13 protein-coding genes are annotated in these 17,571 nt (G+C 35.8%); 8 read left to right on the top strand and 5 right to left on the bottom strand.

Features of this window, described 5'->3' with window-relative positions:
- Window positions 1–13 precede the first annotated feature (13 nt).
- Entirely contained in the window at window positions 14–1,915 is a 1,902-nt protein-coding gene (locus BMW64_RS02200; protein WP_089998206.1) for an ABC-F family ATP-binding cassette domain-containing protein, read from the bottom strand.
- A 261-nt stretch (window positions 1,916–2,176) separates the two neighbouring features.
- On the opposite strand from BMW64_RS02200, the gene BMW64_RS02195 reads away from it, so the two are divergent.
- Both BMW64_RS02195 and BMW64_RS02190 read left to right on the top strand, forming a co-directional pair.
- Window positions 2,177–2,692 carry a DUF1761 domain-containing protein gene (locus BMW64_RS02195; protein WP_317048307.1) on the top strand — a complete coding sequence of 172 codons (516 nt, stop codon included), beginning with the start codon at window positions 2,177–2,179 and terminating at the stop codon, window positions 2,690–2,692.
- A 44-nt stretch (window positions 2,693–2,736) separates the two neighbouring features.
- The gene (locus BMW64_RS02190; RefSeq protein WP_089998205.1) at window positions 2,737–3,867 is read left to right on the top strand and encodes a hypothetical protein; all 1,131 of its coding nucleotides are present in this window, start codon (window positions 2,737–2,739) and stop codon (window positions 3,865–3,867) included.
- Between the two features lie 47 nt (window positions 3,868–3,914).
- Here BMW64_RS02190 and BMW64_RS02185 read toward each other — a convergent pair whose 3' ends face one another.
- Entirely contained in the window at window positions 3,915–4,778 is an 864-nt protein-coding gene (locus BMW64_RS02185) for a glycoside hydrolase family 25 protein (RefSeq protein ID WP_089998204.1), read from the bottom strand.
- A 66-nt stretch (window positions 4,779–4,844) separates the two neighbouring features.
- Between BMW64_RS02185 and BMW64_RS02180 the strand changes: the two genes are divergently transcribed.
- The 5 genes from BMW64_RS02180 (at window position 4,845) to deoC (ending at window position 9,336) form a co-directional block, all read left to right on the top strand.
- Window positions 4,845–6,107, top strand: coding sequence for an NAD(P)/FAD-dependent oxidoreductase (locus tag BMW64_RS02180; protein WP_089998203.1), 1,263 nt, complete (start codon window positions 4,845–4,847; stop codon window positions 6,105–6,107).
- Entirely contained in the window at window positions 6,104–6,775 is a 672-nt protein-coding gene (gene trmD, locus BMW64_RS02175) for a tRNA (guanosine(37)-N1)-methyltransferase TrmD (RefSeq protein ID WP_089998202.1), read from the top strand. The genes BMW64_RS02180 and trmD overlap by 4 nt, the downstream gene beginning before the upstream one ends.
- 377 nt (window positions 6,776–7,152) lie before the next feature.
- Window positions 7,153–8,103 (top strand): endonuclease/exonuclease/phosphatase family protein, encoded by a 951-nt coding sequence (locus tag BMW64_RS02170; RefSeq protein ID WP_089998201.1) that lies wholly within the window; start codon window positions 7,153–7,155, stop codon window positions 8,101–8,103.
- 12 nt (window positions 8,104–8,115) lie between these two features.
- On the top strand, window positions 8,116–8,586 hold the full coding sequence (locus BMW64_RS02165; RefSeq protein ID WP_042720690.1) for an Lrp/AsnC family transcriptional regulator: 471 nt from the start codon (window positions 8,116–8,118) through the stop codon (window positions 8,584–8,586).
- Window positions 8,587–8,589: 3 nt separating this feature from the next.
- Window positions 8,590–9,336, top strand: a complete 747-nt coding sequence (gene deoC / locus BMW64_RS02160; protein ID WP_089998200.1) for a deoxyribose-phosphate aldolase — start codon at window positions 8,590–8,592, stop codon at window positions 9,334–9,336.
- A gap of 39 nt (window positions 9,337–9,375) precedes the next feature.
- Here deoC and dusB read toward each other — a convergent pair whose 3' ends face one another.
- Together dusB and BMW64_RS02150 are read right to left on the bottom strand one after the other, a co-directional pair.
- The gene (dusB, locus tag BMW64_RS02155; protein ID WP_089998199.1) at window positions 9,376–10,377 is read right to left on the bottom strand and encodes a tRNA dihydrouridine synthase DusB; all 1,002 of its coding nucleotides are present in this window, start codon (window positions 10,375–10,377) and stop codon (window positions 9,376–9,378) included.
- Between the two features lie 120 nt (window positions 10,378–10,497).
- A complete protein-coding gene (locus BMW64_RS02150) occupies window positions 10,498–13,710 on the bottom strand; it encodes a hypothetical protein (protein WP_089998198.1) in 3,213 nt (1,070 codons plus the stop codon).
- Window positions 13,711–13,895: 185 nt separating this feature from the next.
- On the opposite strand from BMW64_RS02150, the gene BMW64_RS02145 reads away from it, so the two are divergent.
- On the top strand, window positions 13,896–14,639 hold the full coding sequence (locus BMW64_RS02145; RefSeq protein ID WP_089998197.1) for a T9SS type A sorting domain-containing protein: 744 nt from the start codon (window positions 13,896–13,898) through the stop codon (window positions 14,637–14,639).
- A gap of 55 nt (window positions 14,640–14,694) precedes the next feature.
- Here BMW64_RS02145 and BMW64_RS02140 read toward each other — a convergent pair whose 3' ends face one another.
- The gene (locus tag BMW64_RS02140; RefSeq protein WP_228400819.1) at window positions 14,695–17,511 is read right to left on the bottom strand and encodes a gluzincin family metallopeptidase; all 2,817 of its coding nucleotides are present in this window, start codon (window positions 17,509–17,511) and stop codon (window positions 14,695–14,697) included.
- Between the last annotated feature and the right edge of the window lie 60 nt (window positions 17,512–17,571).

The following is a 17,571-nucleotide window of genomic DNA, read 5'->3' as shown; positions in this document are numbered from 1 at the left end:
CCCTACACCTCAATCAGCCTTCGCCTAAAATCTCCTGTAGTTCAAGCCATCTCATTTCTTGGATTTCCAATTTTTCTGAGATATTTTCCAGATCTGCAGATAGCTTTGAGATTTTTTCATAATCACTTTCGTTATTCAGTTGATCAAGAATTTTTGCCCGCTGCTCTTCCAGTTCGGGCATTTCTTTTTCAATGGTTTCAAGCTCTCTTTGTTCCTTGAAGGAAAGTCTTTTCTTTTTTGTCGGGATTTGTGTGTTTACAGATGGTGTAATATCTTCTTTCGGATTCTCAGTTTTTACTGAAACTGATTTTCCCAAAGCATCTTCTTTACTTTTTGCTTCACGATATTCGGAGAAATTGCCGACAAAATCCCTGATCTTTCCATCACCTTCAAAAGCGAGTGTGTGATCAATAATTCTGTCCATAAAATATCGGTCGTGCGAAACAATAATAAGAGAGCCCTGAAATTGTTGCAAAAAGTTTTCAAGAACCGTAAGAGTTGGGAGATCCAGATCATTGGTAGGCTCATCAAAAATCAGAAAATTCGGATTTTGATATAAGATATACATGAGGTGTAATCTTCTTTTTTCACCACCCGAAAGTTTTGAAATAGGAGAGTACTGGGTCTGGTCATCAAATAAAAATAATCTTAAAAACTGTGATGCAGAAAGACTTTTCCCATTTGCTAACGGATAATATTCTGCAACTTCTTTAATGAAATCAATAACTCTTTCATCTTCTTTGTAAGTAAGACCTTTTTGTGAAAAATATCCGAAATGAATGGTTTCTCCGGTTTCAATTTCTCCTTTATCCGCTTTTTCAAATCCCTGAATAATGTTCAGTAAAGTAGATTTTCCGGCTCCGTTTTTTCCTACGATTCCTACTTTTTCACCACGTTGGAATTGATAGCTGAAATCTTTCAGCAAAACTTTATTTCCGAAACTTTTATCGATGTGTTTAAGTTCAAGAATTTTATTTCCAAGCCTTTTCATTTCAAAATCAAGTTCAAGACCTTGTTTTCGGGTGTCAGTTTTAGCAACTTTCTCTGTATCGTAAAAGGCGTCAATTCTAGATTTTGATTTGGTCGTTCTGGCTTTTGGCTGGCGGCGCATCCATTCGAGCTCCTTTCGGTAAAGGTTGTTTGCTTTGTCTATTGTGGCGTTTAAATTATCTTCGCGGATCATTTTATTTTCGAGATAAGTCGCGTAAGAACCATTGTGAACATACAGATTTTTATCTTCCATTTCCCAGATGATATCGCAGACACTGTCTAGGAAATATCGGTCGTGGGTTACCAGCAGAAGTGTAATTTTTGCTTTGTTTAAATAATTCTCAAGCCATTCCACCATTTCTACATCAAGGTGATTGGTGGGCTCATCCATGATCAATAAAGTGTGGCGGTGTTCAGCTCTGGTTTCCGTTAAAAGTTTGGCCAAAGCAACACGTTTAATCTGTCCTCCGGAAAGCGTTCCCATTTTAGCATCAAGATCAGTGATTTTAAGCTGAGACAGAATCTGCTTCATTTCATTTTCCAGATCCCATGCTTTATGAGCTTCCATTCCGGCTAAAGCTTTTTCGATAAAATCATTATCAGTAGAATGCAGTGATTTATGGTAATCCTTTAAAGCTTTAATGGGTGCAGAATCCAGGGTCATCATAAATTCGTCTATGCTGAGATTGGGATCGAAATCAATCTCCTGATCAAATAAAACAACCTGAATATCTTTATTAATGATCACGGTTCCGCTGTCTGCAATTTCTTTCCCCATTAAAATTTTGAGCAGAGTAGACTTTCCGCTTCCGTTTTTGGCAACAATGGCAATTTTATCACCTTCGTTTACATGAAAAGAAATGTTTTCAAATAAAACTTTTATGCCGTAGGATTTTGTAAGATTTTCTGCAGAAACGTAATTCATGATGATTTATACTTAGATTGAAACTTATCAGGCCGCAAAAGTACGAAATTGTAATAATAAATTTTCTTGGTTAACAAATAACATATTCGCTGAAATATGTATTTAATTTTTATAAATAAAACATTATAGTTTTTAAATTATTAATCATTTAGTAGTGTAATATTTAATATAATGTAAATTATTTTAGATTTTTTTTGTGATTAATGCATTTGTTTTGGATTTTTTATTAATTTCACTTTCTTAATCTAAAAATTTATAACTATGATGCAAATTAACTTTTGGGCTATTTTATTAGCAGCCCTTGTACCACTCATAACAGGATTTATATGGTATAATCCCCGGCTTTTCGGGAAAATATGGATGCAGGAATCAGGTTTGTCTGAAGATAAAATGAAAGGACAGATGGTAGGCGTTTTTGTATTTTCTGTTATTTTATCTTTGTTGATGGCGTTCTTTCTTCAATTTGTTTCCATACATCAGTTTGGTGCGCTGGGAATGATTGGAGGTGATGAAATGAATGCCAATCAGTCTTATTATGATTTTATGAAAGATTATGGCAAGGCTTACCGGTCATTTGGGCATGGAGCATTACATTCTTTCATGACAGGATTTTTGTTTGTTTTTCCTATTGTTGCTATTAATGCTATGTTTGAAAGAAAGTCATGGAAGTACACAATGATCACTGCAGGATACTGGACGGTCACTATTACCATAATGGGTGGAATCATCTGTGGATGGTACGCGGCTGATGGTTTTCATTGGGTAACTCCAAAATAAATTGTAAGGAATTAAAAGATAAGGCTACTTTTGTAGCCTTTTATATGTCATATTATTTAAAAATATACGGATCAGCTTCTGATTTACCGGAAAGTTGGACATCGATAGTAGGGGAACATAATATTTTGCTTTCCGTAGAATATTTTCGTGCTCTTCAGAAGTCCTTACCTTCAAATATGGAGTGTTTTATGGTTGGTTTTTTTAATGAAGACGGGCTGATTGGCGGTGCAGTTTTTCAATATCTTGATTTTATAAGTTATCAGAGAGCTGAGGAAAATAAAATTACATTATTTATCAAAAATTTGTTTGCAAGAATCTTTTTAAAAGATACGATGATTCTTGGTAACAATATGCTTACCGGACAAAACGGATTCTATTTTGACCTTTCGAAAATCTCTTCAGACCATATTACTATGCTTTTGGACAAAGCGGTTCAAAAAATGCAGAATGAGATCAGAAAAACATCTTTAGTGGTTTGTAAAGATTATCAGCAGGGATTTGCAGATCATTTCGAAAAAAATCTATGTGGAAAATATTTCCGGTTTTCTGTTCAGCCTGATATGAAATTAGAAATAAAGGAACACTGGAAAACATTTGATGATTATGTAAATGACTTTTCTAAAAAATACAGGGCGCGCGTTAGAACCGCAAAAAAGAAGCTTAACGATATTGAAAAGGTTGAATTGAGCTTGGATTTAATAAAGAAATACCAGCAGGAAATGAATGCTCTTTATCAGTATGTTGTAGAAAATGCAACTTTCAACACTTTTTTTCTTGCTGAAAATCATTTTGAAAAAATGAAGGAAAATTTAGCAGAGAAATTTAAAGTTTTCGGATATTTTTCTGAGATGAGGCTTGTCGGATTTTATACTTTAATTTTAAATAATAATGATGCTAATACCTATTTTTTAGGATATGATAAAAACTGTCAGAAAGAAAAACAAGTTTACCTAAACATGCTGCTGGATATGGTGAAATTTGGGATTAATCATCGGTTTAAAACAATTATTTTCGGGAGAACAGCTTTAGAAATAAAATCTACAATCGGAGCAGAACCTACAGAAATTTATGTTTTAATGAAACACCGGAATGGAATACTAAATAAATATATAGGTAAAATTTTCACTTCATTTGCCCCAAAAACAGAGTGGATTCAGAGAAAACCGTTCAAATGATCTAAATAACTCTGGGTAAGTTTCTTGAAATCTGCTGAAAAACTAAATCAATCCAAAGTAAGTCTCTTCAGTGACCAGGAACTTCCGTTATAGATATCCAAATCAACTTTTGTATTAATTCCGTGAACGATTCCGTTTTCAGTAAACTGCCAGAAATTCCAGTCACTATCAGGCGACGGAGTAGGAACATCATTGTAATTGGCCAGCCATAGCGGATAATCATCAAATTCTCCTTTCAGAAAATCTTTATAATAATGATAATAGGTGTAAATGATAGGCTTTTCACCATAAGTTTCTTCTACAATCCTACACCAGACTTTAAGGTCTTCAATCAATTTTTTATTGGTTTTACGTCTGGGAATTTTTTCGATATCAAGAATTGGTGGAAGGTCGCCGCTTTCAAGCTTTACATTTTCAAGAAAATTATTGGCTTGCATCACGGGGTCTTCGTCTGCTCTGTAAAAATGATAAGCACCCCGGATCAGATTCTGCTTTTTGGCAATCTCCCAGAAATCATCAAAATGTTTATCTGCGTGGCGGTTTCCCATTGTTGCACGCATGACAACAAATTCTAAAGGAATGGTCTTATTGCCGATGCTTAAGCTGTCCCAATTGATATCTTCTTTATTCTGATAATGAGAGATGTCAAAGCCATACGTTTTATCCAAATTGTCAGAAATGATCTTCTGGATTCTTTGCGTTTCTGTTTCTGTATTATGTAGTTTTTTGTGTACGAATTTATTAAAATACAGCGCATAATAATAGCTTACTGTTTGTTTCAGATAAAAACCTGTTCCTATAAGGGCAATGATTAAAATTGCCAATACCACTTTGCGCCGGAAAAAATAATTCTTCCGTCGGTTGTGATGAATCTTTTTGGCGGTTTTTTTGCTGTACTTTTTGGGTGGCATAAAGTTTTGCAAAACTAACTTTTTTCGCTGCCAAATGCTAAAATAAAATCAGTAAATTTGTGTACTATGGAAACACGCGAAAAGATCATCATCATAGGAGGAGGTTTTGCGGGGCTGCAACTTGCGAAAACATTGAATAACAAAAACAAAAAAGTAATTGTTTTAGACAGAGTAAACCATCATATGTTTCAGCCTCTTTTCTATCAGGTAGCGTGTGGGAGGATTGAGCCTTCCAATATTTCTTTTCCGTTCAGAAAAATCTTTCAGCGTTCCAGAAATACACAGTTCAGGCTTACGGAAGTTAAAGAAATTGATACGGTCAATAATAAGGTAATCACAGACGAAGCGGAATTCAGTTATGATAAGCTCGTTATCGCTACCGGCTGCAAAACCAATTTTTTCGGAAATAAAGATCTCGAAGGCAGAGCTTTCGGAATGAAAAATACACAGGAAGCGATCGGAATTAGAAATCATGTGCTGATGACCTTCGAAAAGCTGATTCTTGAAAAAAGCAGAAGTGACGACGGAAATTGGAATATCGTGATTGTAGGAAGTGGCCCGACAGGGGTTGAACTCGCCGGCGCTTTCGCGGAAATGAAAAAAGAAATTCTTCCGAGAGATTATCCTTACATGAACTTCAATCATCTTCAGATCATCCTGGTGAGCTCTACAGAAAAGCCACTTGCCGTGATGAGCACCGAAGCGCAGAATAAATCCGAAGAATATCTTAAAGATCTTGGAGTTACTTTTCTGAGCCAGGAATATGTCACCGATTATGATGGTGATAAAGTGTATATGAAAAGCGGAAAAACAATCCCTTCCAACAACGTGATCTGGGCGGCGGGTGTAACAGGAAATGTTGTAGACGGTTTTCCTCAGGAAATATTGGTAAAAAACAGATATACAACCGACCGATATAATAAAATAAAAGGCTACGAAAACATTTTTGCGATTGGCGATATTGCCTATATGGAAACTCCGAAATATCCGCATGGCCATCCGCAGGTAGCAAACGTAGCGATTAATCAGGCGAAAAATTTAGGTAAAAATCTTTTAAAGAAAAATAGAGCCGACTGGGAAGAATTTGAATATATTGATAAAGGTTCTCTGGCAACTATCGGAAAACACAGAGCGGTTGTCGATTTACCTTTCATTAAATTTCAGGGATTTCTGGCTTGGTATTTCTGGATGTTTTTACATTTAATGTTAATTTTGAGCGTCAGAAACAAACTTGCCGTATTCTTCAACTGGATGTGGAGCTATTTCAACAAAGACTCTTCCTTACGATTAATAATTTCGCCAAATAAGAAAAACGAAACTTTACAATGAGAATTGATATCATAAGCGTGCTTCCGGAACTCATGGAAAGCCCCTTTAAAACTTCTATTTTAAAAAGAGCAATGGATAAAGGGCTTGCAGAAGTACATTTCCATCATCTGAGAGACTGGGCAATTAATAAGCACAGACAAATCGACGATGAACCCTATGGCGGTGGTGCAGGTATGGTGATGATGGTGGAACCCCTGGATAAATGCATTTCTGAGTTAAAATCACAGAGAACGTATGATGAAATTATTTATCTTACTCCCGACGGCATTACTTTGAATCAGAAAATTGCCAATACACTTTCTATTAAACAGAATCTTATTTTCTTATGTGGTCATTACAAAGGAATTGACCAGCGTGTGAGAGATCTTCACATCACAAAGGAAATATCGATCGGGGATTATGTACTTACGGGTGGCGAGCTCGCGGCCTGTGTTCTTGCGGATTCTGTAATCCGTCTGCTTCCCGGTGTTTTAAATGATGAACAGAGTGCTCTTACTGATAGTTTTCAGGATGATCTTCTGTCTCCTCCCATTTACACAAGGCCCGAAGTTTATAAAGGACTTGAAGTACCGAAAGTTCTTCTCAGTGGAAATTTTGCAAAAATAGAGGAATGGCGTCACGATGAAGCAGTAAGGATAACAAAAGAAAAGCGGCCGGATTTACTTTAAAAGTACTTATTTGATTAAAATATTACCGTTTATAAATTTTATGTTTAATTAAATGATTTAAATCGGAATAATATTTGCTTTTGAGTGTTTTATAGTTTAAAATATTAATCTTTTTGAATTTTTAATAGTATTTTATTCTATAAAATGTTAAATTTACGTACTTGATTGTTTTGTTTTTTTAGAATGAAAGTTTTTAAAAGTTTAAATATTTAATGCTTTATGTGCTTTATAATTTAAATTTTTCATCTAAATGTGTTTATTTAAATCTAAAATTAATGCGAAAATTTTACGAAATAATTAATGATTTATTAAATAAAATAATAAATTTACATCCTGAAAATTAAAATGAAAGTTTTAATAATTAGAAAAGCGTGTTGATGGAACTGTTTAGTTTTTATAATGTTGAAAATTTATTCTTACCTGATCCTAAACCTAAGCACAAACTGGATCCTACCAATTCAGGATTGAGGAACTGGGATGAGAGAAAATATAAAAACAAACTTTTTAAAATCGCACATGTTTTTCAGATGATAAAGGAACAGAGTGCCGTTCTCCCCTTTATTATCGGTCTTTCAGAGGTTTCCGGAAGGAAGGTTCTGGAGGAGCTTATACAGCTGGAGCCTTTCAATTCACAATATGGCATTGTGCATTACAATTCCAGGGACGAAAGAAAAGTTGATGTAGCCCTGCTGTATGATAAAAACAAAGTGGAGGTGATAAGCTCGGAAGCTATTACTTTCTTCTTTGAAATAGAAAATAAAAACACAGAAAATTACGATACGACAAGGGATGTGCTTTATTCAAAACTAAAGTATAAAGAAGAGGTTATCCATGTCTTTGTAGTGCATCTTCCCTCCAAGCGCGAAAAAGATATCAATAAACCTAAAAGACTTTTTATACTCAATGAGATCCGTAAAAGGATTTTGGATATTGCGAATGATAATGGGAATGTGATCCTGTGTGGTGATTTTAACGAAAACCCAGATGATGAAAATTTAGCAAAAATTCTCTATGGCAATGCGCAAGAAAAGATATTAGAAAATCCTTTTCAGCAATTGTTTTCTACAGGAAATTATTCTACTTTTCATTACAAATCAGGATTGCTGTTTGATCAGATCATATTATCTGAATCTTTTTTTACGGAAGATCATACGCTTTTTTTTCAAAGCGCTGAAATATTTAAATCTGCAAAAATCAGCAGCCGTGACAAAAGATTTGAGGGCAGGCCGTTCCGTACCTATTCCGGAACACGGTATTTGGGTGGTTACAGCGACCATTTTCCGGTTTTTGTGACACTCGGTAAAGAAAAAACAAATGTGAAAATATAAATTAAGTAGAGAATGAAAAATTCAGACAACACTAGCTATCAGTTAGATTCGATCGACAAAGAAATTATTTATATGTTGATGGATAATTCCAAAACATCTTTATCACATATTTCTAAAGGCGTAGGCATTTCAACAACTGCAGTGCATCAAAGAATAAAAAAACTTGAGCAGGCGGGCGTGATTGAAAATTCTATTTCGTTTCTTAATCCTAAAAAGATCGGCTATAAAGTTATTTCGTATATCGGCGTATTTCTCGATAAACCAAGTCATTATCCTGATATGGTAAAAGCATTAAAGGAAATTAATGAGGTTGTTGAAGCTCATTATACCACCGGAAATTATACCATTTTCCTGAAAGTGCTCTGTAAGGATAATGATCACCTGATGCAGATCCTCAGCAAACTTCAGAAGCTGAAAGGCGTAACAAGAACAGAAACTTTCATATCTTTGGAACAAGGTATTTACAGACAACTGAAAGTATAAATTATGATGAACATTGCTCAATATTTGGATTCAACCTATCTGAAAACTCCGGAACAATCAGGACTTTCAGCTGAAGAAACTTTACAGAAAGATAAAGATCTTGCACAGGAAGCGATCGACAATAAAATTTTCGCCGTCATGATCCGTCCGGATTATGTATCTGAAATCAAAAAGTATATTCAGGAAAGGCATTCAAATGTTGTAGTAGGGACGGTAATCGGTTTCCATGAAGGAACATATTCCATAAACGAAAAAATTGCGGAAGCTGAAAAGGCGATTGCCGACGGAGCTGATGAATTGGACTTTGTGATTAATTATAATGCCTATCTGAAAGGAGAATTGAATCTAGTAAAAGAGGAATTTATAAAGTGTACACAATTGTGCATGCAGCATCATAAAATTGCAAAATGGATTATAGAAATTGCAGCATTGCATGATGATCAGATTGCGGATCTCACTAAAAATATTTCAAACTGGGCGAAAGAAAATTTTTCCGAAAATGAATGGCCTAAAATATTTGTAAAATCTTCTACGGGATTCTTCGAAACAGAAAACGGCAAACCAAACGGTGCTACATTTGAAGGTGTAAAAATTATGCTTGACAATGCCGGGGAACTTCCCGTAAAGGCAGCAGGCGGGGTAAGAACGCCTGAAGATGCCGAAAAAATGATCAGCATGGGCGTTAAAAGAATAGGAACTTCCTCGGCGTTAGCGCTAATAAAAAATAAATCCTCGGAAGAAGGATATTAAAATAAAAAGCCATCAGAAATATACTGATGGTTTTGTTTTTTATGCTTGTTGTGAGGCTAAATATTCTGAGTAAAATTCTTTTGTCTCATGAATTAATGCATCCATTTCTTCCAAAGTAAATACTTCCAAAAACTTCTTTCTGAAATCTTTAAAATGAGGAACTCCACGGAAATAGTTGCTGTAGTGTTGCCTCATTTCAATTAATCCTAATCTTTCCCCTTTCCATTCCGCACTCCACTCTGCATGTTGGCGAACCGCTAATAATCGGTCATCGATGGTTGGCGCTGGTAAATGTTCACCTGTTTTAAAGAAATGCTTGATTTCATTAAATACCCAAGGATATCCGATAGCTGCACGGCCAATCATGATGCCGTCGCAGGCATATTTTTGTTTATATTCTAAAGCTTTTTCAGGAGAATCAATATCACCATTTCCAAAGATCGGAATCTCAATATTAGGATTTTGTTTAATTCGTGAAATATGTTCCCAGTCTGCCTCACCTTTATACATCTGCGCACGGGTTCTGGCATGAATCGTCAAAGCTTTAATACCGGTTTCCTGAAGACGTTCAGCAACCTCATCGATATTAATGGAGGTGCTGTCCCAGCCCAGACGGGTTTTAACGGTTACAGGCAAGCTGGTTGAGCTAACAACAGCTTTTGTAAGGCGAACCATTAAATCAATATCTTTTAAAACTCCGGCTCCGGCACCTTTGCAAACTACTTTTTTTACAGGACATCCGAAATTGATATCTACCAGATCAGGATTTACGGTCTCGACAATTCTCGCTGACATGGCCATTGCTTCCTCGTCTCCGCCAAAGATCTGAATTCCGACAGGTCTTTCGTAATCAAAAATATCCAGTTTTTTTCTGCTCTTGATGGCATCACGAATTAACCCTTCTGAAGAGATAAATTCAGAATACATCAAATCTGCACCATGCATTTTGCATAACCTCCTGAAAGGTGGATCGCTTACGTCCTCCATTGGTGCCAGTAAAAGCGGAAATTCCGGCAGTTCTATGTTGCCAATTTTTATCATGGTACAAATTTACAAAATTCCAGCCACTTGAAAATATGATAATATCTATGAGCGTAAATGATGATAAAGCCATAAGTAAAATATCCACGATCAAATTCTCAAACCCTGATACTCTCAAACTTAAAAGCTCGCTTTCACCTGCATGCTTCCTATGTGAATGGTTCGATCTCCGGAATTTCTGCCTTCATAGTTCAAGTTTAATTGAAGAAAAGAATTGATCGCCTGCTGGATAAATACACTCCAAACCTGGTTTTTTCCGGGTTTAAGTCCGTCCAGCATCTGGTTTCCTACGATACTGAAATTGTTTCCCGTAAAATTGTTATTGATAAATGAAAAGTTTCCCCGGATAGAAGTTTTCCGGCGTTCCCACTGGATGGTTCCGGTAATATCGAAAGCCTTGAGAAGTTCTTCCCCGTCAATTCTGTCTTTTTGCCGGAAAGCAGAAGAAAGCTCGGCCTGTATTGCATCAGTGAATTTATAGGTGGCTTTAGGCTTGGTTTCAAAATTATTCAGACGGTAATCTCTCGTTGCAAATAATTGCGAAGAGTTTCTGATGTCATGTACGGAATTTTCCCAGTCGATCCTGAATTCTTTATTAAACCAATATCCAATATTTAAAAAGTGTGAAATCTGTTCCCGCTCTTCATTACTGAAATTGGCATTGATGAGGTTGTCATTGGATATAAACCTGTAGTTTCCGTTCCAACCGGATTTTTCCGTCGGACTGAATTGTGCGGATGCCAGAATATTCTGATTCTTCAGAATCTGATCATCATTCTTTTCGAAAGGATTTAGCACCAGAACTTTATCCTTTTTGTAAAATGAGTTTTGTGAATTGAGTGAAATATTAAAATTCCAGCGCTTTAAAAATTTATTTTCCGAATTAAAAACAATCGAAGGATTGACAAATAAAGCCAGCTGAATTTTATTTTTATTGGAAGGAATATACCGGACAGAATTGGTGTAAATCCTGATATATTGTGCCAGATCCGAATATTCCGCGATTTCAAACTCGTCAAGCTGCTGAATTCCATCGCCATTATAATCGGTCCATTTATAAATACCCTGACCATCGGTTACTTTTATATATTGAAATTCACGCTGGGCTTCCTGACCATTTCCTAGTTCATAGAAAGCCTGAAGCCGCATTCCGTTTCTGAAAAGCTGCTGATTGTAAAGGATGTTTCCTACCACAAAGTCATTATTTTTAGAAGCATCAATATCCTGATTCTGATAAAAGAACTTACGGTAGTGAAGGAGTGCGTTCAGCGTTGTTTTTTCAGTTTTAATGATCTGGCTTTCTGCCATAAAACCTAAAATATTATTCATACTCTGAAGCCTGTTGTCGCGTACAGAGTCATTGTCCCGCATATATACTTTGGTCAGTAATTTTGTTCTGGCGCTGTCTCCAATTTTTTTCTGAACGAAAATTTCTCTCCAACTAAAGCTCGTTACATCCATCAGTTGGGTATCATTATATTTTTTCTCGTTGTGCTCCATACTTCCGCCGACGGCCCAGCTGCCTTTTTTTCCTGTAAATTCTGTTGAAACTCCTCCTCTGATGAATTTTGTATCCTGAAGAATGGCAGTTGTATTCAGATAAGACAGGTTTCCTTTTGTAAAGAACTTTCCACTGATCCAGCCGAAATCGAGATCGTTTTTGATCCCTTTATAAGAATCCTGTTCGTCAAGGTAATTTATCCTGTAATTTAAGGTCGATTTATTATTCCATTTATTTAAAAAACTGAAAATAAATCTGTTTTGTGTTCTTCCGCTGAATTCCTGTGCAAGGTTAAAATCTCTGGAGAATTCTACATCATTGATCCTGTCTAAAATATGGAACTGCCTGTCGATATATTGATATTCAAAGTTCGGGGTACCTTTCCAGTTGTTTTTGGTAAAAGTTTTATTTCCGAAAATCCGCCATGCATATCCAATATTCTGATCGGAATCTTTAGAAGAAAAAAGATTGACGTCATAGTTGCTTAATGAGATGTCTGCTCCGATTTTTCCATCCTTTAATGCATATTCGGAATTGAAAGAAAAGACTTGTGATTTTTCCGGGGAAGGAAGTTTTCTTACCGCCCGGTAATCTCCCATATTTGGTCCTACATATTCAAAAACACGACCATTATTAGTGGTTTGTGTAATTTTATAATCTCCCAGATTTGCTCCAAAATAGGTAAAGGAAACCGTGTATAATGTCTGGGATGCATCTGTAGAGAACTGATAGTAGTTTCCACCAGAATTCTGAACCAATCGATAAAGAATTTTATTCACATCATATTCAGTTACGACGCCGGAAGGCGCATACATCAGGTTAGGATCGTTTCCTGCATCTGCCAGAATCTGCTGATCTTCCGGCGAAAGGTTTAAAGCAAGCGGAGCATTTTTATTATCATTCTCCATAAACCAGTTGAGTCCGAGCTTTAATTTTTCTCTTTTATGCTCAACTTTTCCGGTGAATAGATATCTTGAATAATTCCTGTTGGTGTAATTGTAGGAAATGGTAATGAAATTCTGCTGGAAAATAGGGCGGAAACTGGTAAAAGTAACTTCACCTGTATTGTAATTGATGATGTAATCCTGGTTTTCACCACGTTTCATTAAAATCCCATCAATGAAAACCTGCTCAGATCCGGAAATCAGCGTGATGAACTGTTCCCCGTTTTTACCGGTCAGACGGTAAGGTCCCTGGTTTCCTTCAACACCCTGAAAACGAATTCGGTGAAATTCACTCCGTGCAACACCCATCGATACATCGACAAATGTTTTATTGTCTTTCCCGAATTCTGTCTGGAACTCAAGTCCCATACTCCGTCTCTGGTATTTTGCGAAATAATTCTTGGCTTCAACAAGGTCCAGATGTCCTGCTCTTAATATAGATTTATCCTTAATATTAAGCTGCATGTAAATTTTATCAAATTCCTCGAGGGTCTGTGTATATCCATCTGCCTGAATCGGCAGGTTATGATCCGAAATACTGGCAAGAATGGTTACGTCTTTGGAAAGCCTTCCGGAAATCTGGAGATCCATAGAGCTTTGTACCGACTGTCCCTGGTTATTACCAAACGTAATTCCGCGGATGATGGAACCTTTGGAGTTTAATTCTCCTAAAAATCTTTTTTTATCATTTCTGGCGAGAACAGCTTCGTCAACAATAATTCTGTTGCTGGTTTTTACAAAATCCATCGTGTCTTTTGCAAAAATATCCTGTTCAAATTTAGCGGCAAGTATACTGTCCTGTCTGATGTTGTCTTGTTTCAGACTGTCTTGGGGAAGGTTGGGATTTTTCCACGTGAATATCTGAGCATTTCCGGAGAATATACCCATAAAAAATAACACGAATATCAGAATGTAATTCCGCAAGCCTTTAGAAATAATCGGTAAAAATACTTAAAAATTGCTTATGTAATTGGTTTTAATGCTATTAACAAAAAATTAATGAATTTATTGTATAATATTGAAAAATTGATGTATTTTCGCGCCGAAAATTAATAATAATTAAATTTTAACACATGAAAAAAAGTTATTCTCTAATTGCCGTTATTGCATTTACGGCTTTTCTATCTGCACAAGGTTCCGAATCATTTACTAATTTATCAGCTACTTCTTCCTCATACACCAGTGGCAGCTACACAGGAGATAATGGGGTAACCTGGGCTTTTTCTGGCGCTAGAAAAGTAACAAGTACTGATAATGTTACTGCAACATCAATCGGATTCAGTGATAGCGGGACAAGAACATTAAGTGCAAATTCCGGAGCTAATGGAGTAGGTACCCTGACATATACCGTCCGGTCATATTTTACATCAGGTACTGCTTCTAACAGAACTATAGGGGTTTATGTAAATGGAATTAATGTCGATACTTATACGCTGGCACTAATGAATACAAACTACACCAGAACGGTAAATGTAAATGTTTCCGGTGATGTTCTTATTGAGTTCAGGTCAACTGGATCAAAACAAATTGTTCTGGACGATGTTTTATGGACGCAGTATTCCGGAAGTCTGGCAGTTAATAATCTGACAAAGACAAAAGGCTCTGTCTTGAAAAATACTTTCGTGAATAATGAAGAAATAACTTTTGGAGCTCAGGCTAACGATGTGAAAATATTCAACATGTACGGACAGGTCGTAAAAACAGCTTCGGCAAAAGAAAATGAGTCACTAAATATTGCTGAATTACAAAAAGGAAATTACATCGTAACAGCAACTGTAAACAATAAGCCGGTTTCTCAAAAAATACTGAAAGATTAATCTTTAAACTTAAAAAAATACCTCAGACAATTTAATCTGAGGTGTTTTTGTTCTTTTAGTACCAGCCTCTTCTGGCGGCATTGATAATAGAATTTAAATTAAGTACTAATGTATATCTAATGCGTCTTGCATAATCTTTAAAACCAGGCTCAAATCCTAACGAAGATTGGACGGGAAAATAGATTTCAAGGAAATCAGGAATGACACGTACTTTTATACCACTGTCCCATATAAATTTGGTTGACTGATTTTTATTGTCATACACTCCGGCGTCTGCATAAACGTGAAAAATTTTCCATACGCTGGTATCTACATTCACTGAAGTGATCCATTTATTGACACTTCCCGGAATAAAAGATTTAAAGCCACCGTCAGCCAGAATAAACTGTTGTGAAAGAATTCCGCCAGTTGCACTTTGTCCCAGGAGATTATAGGAAAAAGAATAATCTGAAACCCTGGAAATTCCGTAGTTAAAGGTATTATTTCTTGTATTATTCTTCACAAAATATCCGGCAAACAATCTTACACTAAGCTTTTGTCTGGGAGCAAACTCCCAACGGTAAAAACCTTCTGCAGTTACTTTTTGAAAATCTTCCATCCACTGTGTACTTACACCGAGGCTTTTCTCATGAATACTCTGGCTGTCGTTGTATCCATATCCCACACTCCAGAGGCTGTACTTATCATAGTCATTATTGGCGACCATAAGCGGACTCAGATCTCTCTCAAAATAATTGTAAGATATTCCGATGCTTCTGCCCACAGTACTTCTCGGATTTTTTCTGAAATTTAAATTTGAATATACTGAACCTTTACGGTAAGCCAGGTCATAATCATAGTGGAAATACGATCCTGAAACTCCGAAGGTCAGACTTCTGAAAATACTTTCTGCAGGAAGAAAAGAGTAGGCGACAGCCCCCGAACCGGTAAGCTGTCCTGTTCCCGTACTGTATGTTGGTGTAAAAGAATATAAAAACTTCTGATCAAAAAAAGACTGATTTTTAAAGTTGAATCCAATTAAAAATTTATCATACGTGTTATTGAAACGAACTCTCGGGCTGATGTATATTTCATTAAATTCAGGATTCGGAATGTCTTTGATCAGCTTAAGCTTAATTTTTCTCATGTTGGAAAAAAAACCTTTTGCATACAGGAAATTATCCCTGTAATTCGCTTCCGGGAAAATATACTCGTTGTTAAGTGTGATTTTATGCGTATTGAAATCAGGAATTGATATTGTTGTATTTTTTTTATTTTCCTCAGTTTCTACCCAATATTCGTTTTTATTTCCTTCTTCCGACTCGGTTTCAAGCTTTACAGGAATATTGGAAAGTGTATTTTTCTGAATTCTTACCGTGAGAGAATCTCCTTCCTTTTTAAACCTTTTAAGCTTAAAATTTACCCTGTTCTTATGTTGTAAAAACTCTGATAAGTAAGCTGTTCTTTTATCTTTTTCAGCCAGTTCTTTTATAAAATCATTCGGATTGACTTCTTTATCTGTGTTTTTTGCAATGAAATTCTGAACCAAAGCATCAAAATTTTCATAGCCCATTTTGTCGGCAGAATAATTAAATAATGTTCCGGTTTCAAAACTGCTGATGGCCATGTCATTAAAATTGCTCAGAACTGCGTATTTCTCAGCAATCTTCTGATCAAGGTTTTGGGACATTATATATTGGTACGTAAGTCCGTAACGCTCGATCAGCTTTACATCCGAGGCGTGAAATAATTTCAGAGGTTTTACTCCGAAAATTTTTGTTTCCGGCAATGTGCCTAATAATTTGGTCTCTGGGTAGAATTTCTTTAAATACTGAATTTCAAGGTAAGATTTTAAACCATTTTTAAACCAGTGATAATTCTGCTTGTCTGTAATAATGCTTTCATCCAAAACCTTTTTGGCGACAATTCCAAAATAATCCAGATCTGTTTTCTGCTCATCAGTAAAGAGCTGGAACCTGAATTTCCAGAATGTAATATCGTTATTACCGAAAAAATCTTCTTTTGCCCGGAATTTATCTGAAATAAAAATTCTTTCAGGAATACTGCCTATCCTGTCTTTGATGAATTTTAAATGTAAAGGAAGGTAAAATTCCAGATTTTGTTTCTCTTCAGGTTTTAAATTGTATCCGAATTTTATTTCCGTCCTGATATCTTCTGTGTTGATATTGATCGAAGGATATTCGTTTTGTGAAATAAGGAATTCAGGATCAGAATCAAGATATCCTTTAAAAGAATTCATCTGAAACTGCTGAAGATTACTTTCAATAAATGAATTGACCGGAAGATCAAAATTTACGGTCCAGTACGTATTAAAACTTACCGATTCTTCGATATCGTGATAATCCCTTTTGGAAATATTGTCCGGATCAAAGTGATCCGGAACAATAAAGAAATATTTTAGGGCTACATTGGTATTAGAAGTTCCATATCCTGTAAATTTTTTATCAGGAAGCTGAATTTCATACTGCAGCTTTAGTTTTACCTTTTCTCCCGGCTTTAAAATTTCTTTTAATGGCAGGAAAAAATTTTCATCTGAAATATTGTTTACAGGAATTTCCTGATCAGCGTTTTTAATATTTAAGTTCAGTAATTTTCCCAGTTCGCTTTTTTCTGCAAAATGGAGATCTGTATTTCGGTCTTCAAGTTTTCGGTAAACCAGTGAAGTTCCTCTTTTATTATAGGCAGAAACCCAGTTGAGAAGCTTTACCGTATTAAGGTCATGCTTCGAGTTATTATAATACACCATCTCCTGATTGATGCTGAGCCGCTTTTTGTCAGGAGAAAGTCTGGCTTCAATATAAATGCTGTCTTTCTGTGCAGAAATCTCTGCAACACCCAAAAACAAAGCAAGACCAATACAAATATTTCTCAATTAACTGTGATATGGTTTCAAATATAACGTATTTTGCAGAAAGTCTGTTGAATTTAAATT

This window comes from Chryseobacterium taichungense (genome assembly GCF_900109935.1).
GTDB classification, from domain to species: Bacteria; Bacteroidota; Bacteroidia; order Flavobacteriales; family Weeksellaceae; genus Chryseobacterium; species Chryseobacterium taichungense.
Note: the sequence above shows the minus strand (reverse complement) of the source record. Positions and strands in the feature narration are given on the sequence as shown.

What these genes read in the sequence shown, in the direction of transcription:
- BMW64_RS02200 (WP_089998206.1), bottom strand. Translation starts at nt 1,915, where the DNA reads ATGAATTACGTTTCTGCAGAAAATCTTACAAAATCCTACGGCATAAAA.
- BMW64_RS02195 (WP_317048307.1), top strand. Translation starts at nt 2,177, where the DNA reads ATGATGCAAATTAACTTTTGGGCTATTTTATTAGCAGCCCTTGTACCA.
- BMW64_RS02190 (WP_089998205.1), top strand. Translation starts at nt 2,737, where the DNA reads ATGTCATATTATTTAAAAATATACGGATCAGCTTCTGATTTACCGGAA.
- BMW64_RS02185 (WP_089998204.1), bottom strand. Translation starts at nt 4,778, where the DNA reads ATGCCACCCAAAAAGTACAGCAAAAAAACCGCCAAAAAGATTCATCAC.
- BMW64_RS02180 (WP_089998203.1), top strand. Translation starts at nt 4,845, where the DNA reads ATGGAAACACGCGAAAAGATCATCATCATAGGAGGAGGTTTTGCGGGG.
- trmD (WP_089998202.1), top strand. Translation starts at nt 6,104, where the DNA reads ATGAGAATTGATATCATAAGCGTGCTTCCGGAACTCATGGAAAGCCCC.
- BMW64_RS02170 (WP_089998201.1), top strand. Translation starts at nt 7,153, where the DNA reads ATGGAACTGTTTAGTTTTTATAATGTTGAAAATTTATTCTTACCTGAT.
- BMW64_RS02165 (WP_042720690.1), top strand. Translation starts at nt 8,116, where the DNA reads ATGAAAAATTCAGACAACACTAGCTATCAGTTAGATTCGATCGACAAA.
- deoC (WP_089998200.1), top strand. Translation starts at nt 8,590, where the DNA reads ATGATGAACATTGCTCAATATTTGGATTCAACCTATCTGAAAACTCCG.
- dusB (WP_089998199.1), bottom strand. Translation starts at nt 10,377, where the DNA reads ATGATAAAAATTGGCAACATAGAACTGCCGGAATTTCCGCTTTTACTG.
- BMW64_RS02150 (WP_089998198.1), bottom strand. Translation starts at nt 13,710, where the DNA reads ATGGGTATATTCTCCGGAAATGCTCAGATATTCACGTGGAAAAATCCC.
- BMW64_RS02145 (WP_089998197.1), top strand. Translation starts at nt 13,896, where the DNA reads ATGAAAAAAAGTTATTCTCTAATTGCCGTTATTGCATTTACGGCTTTT.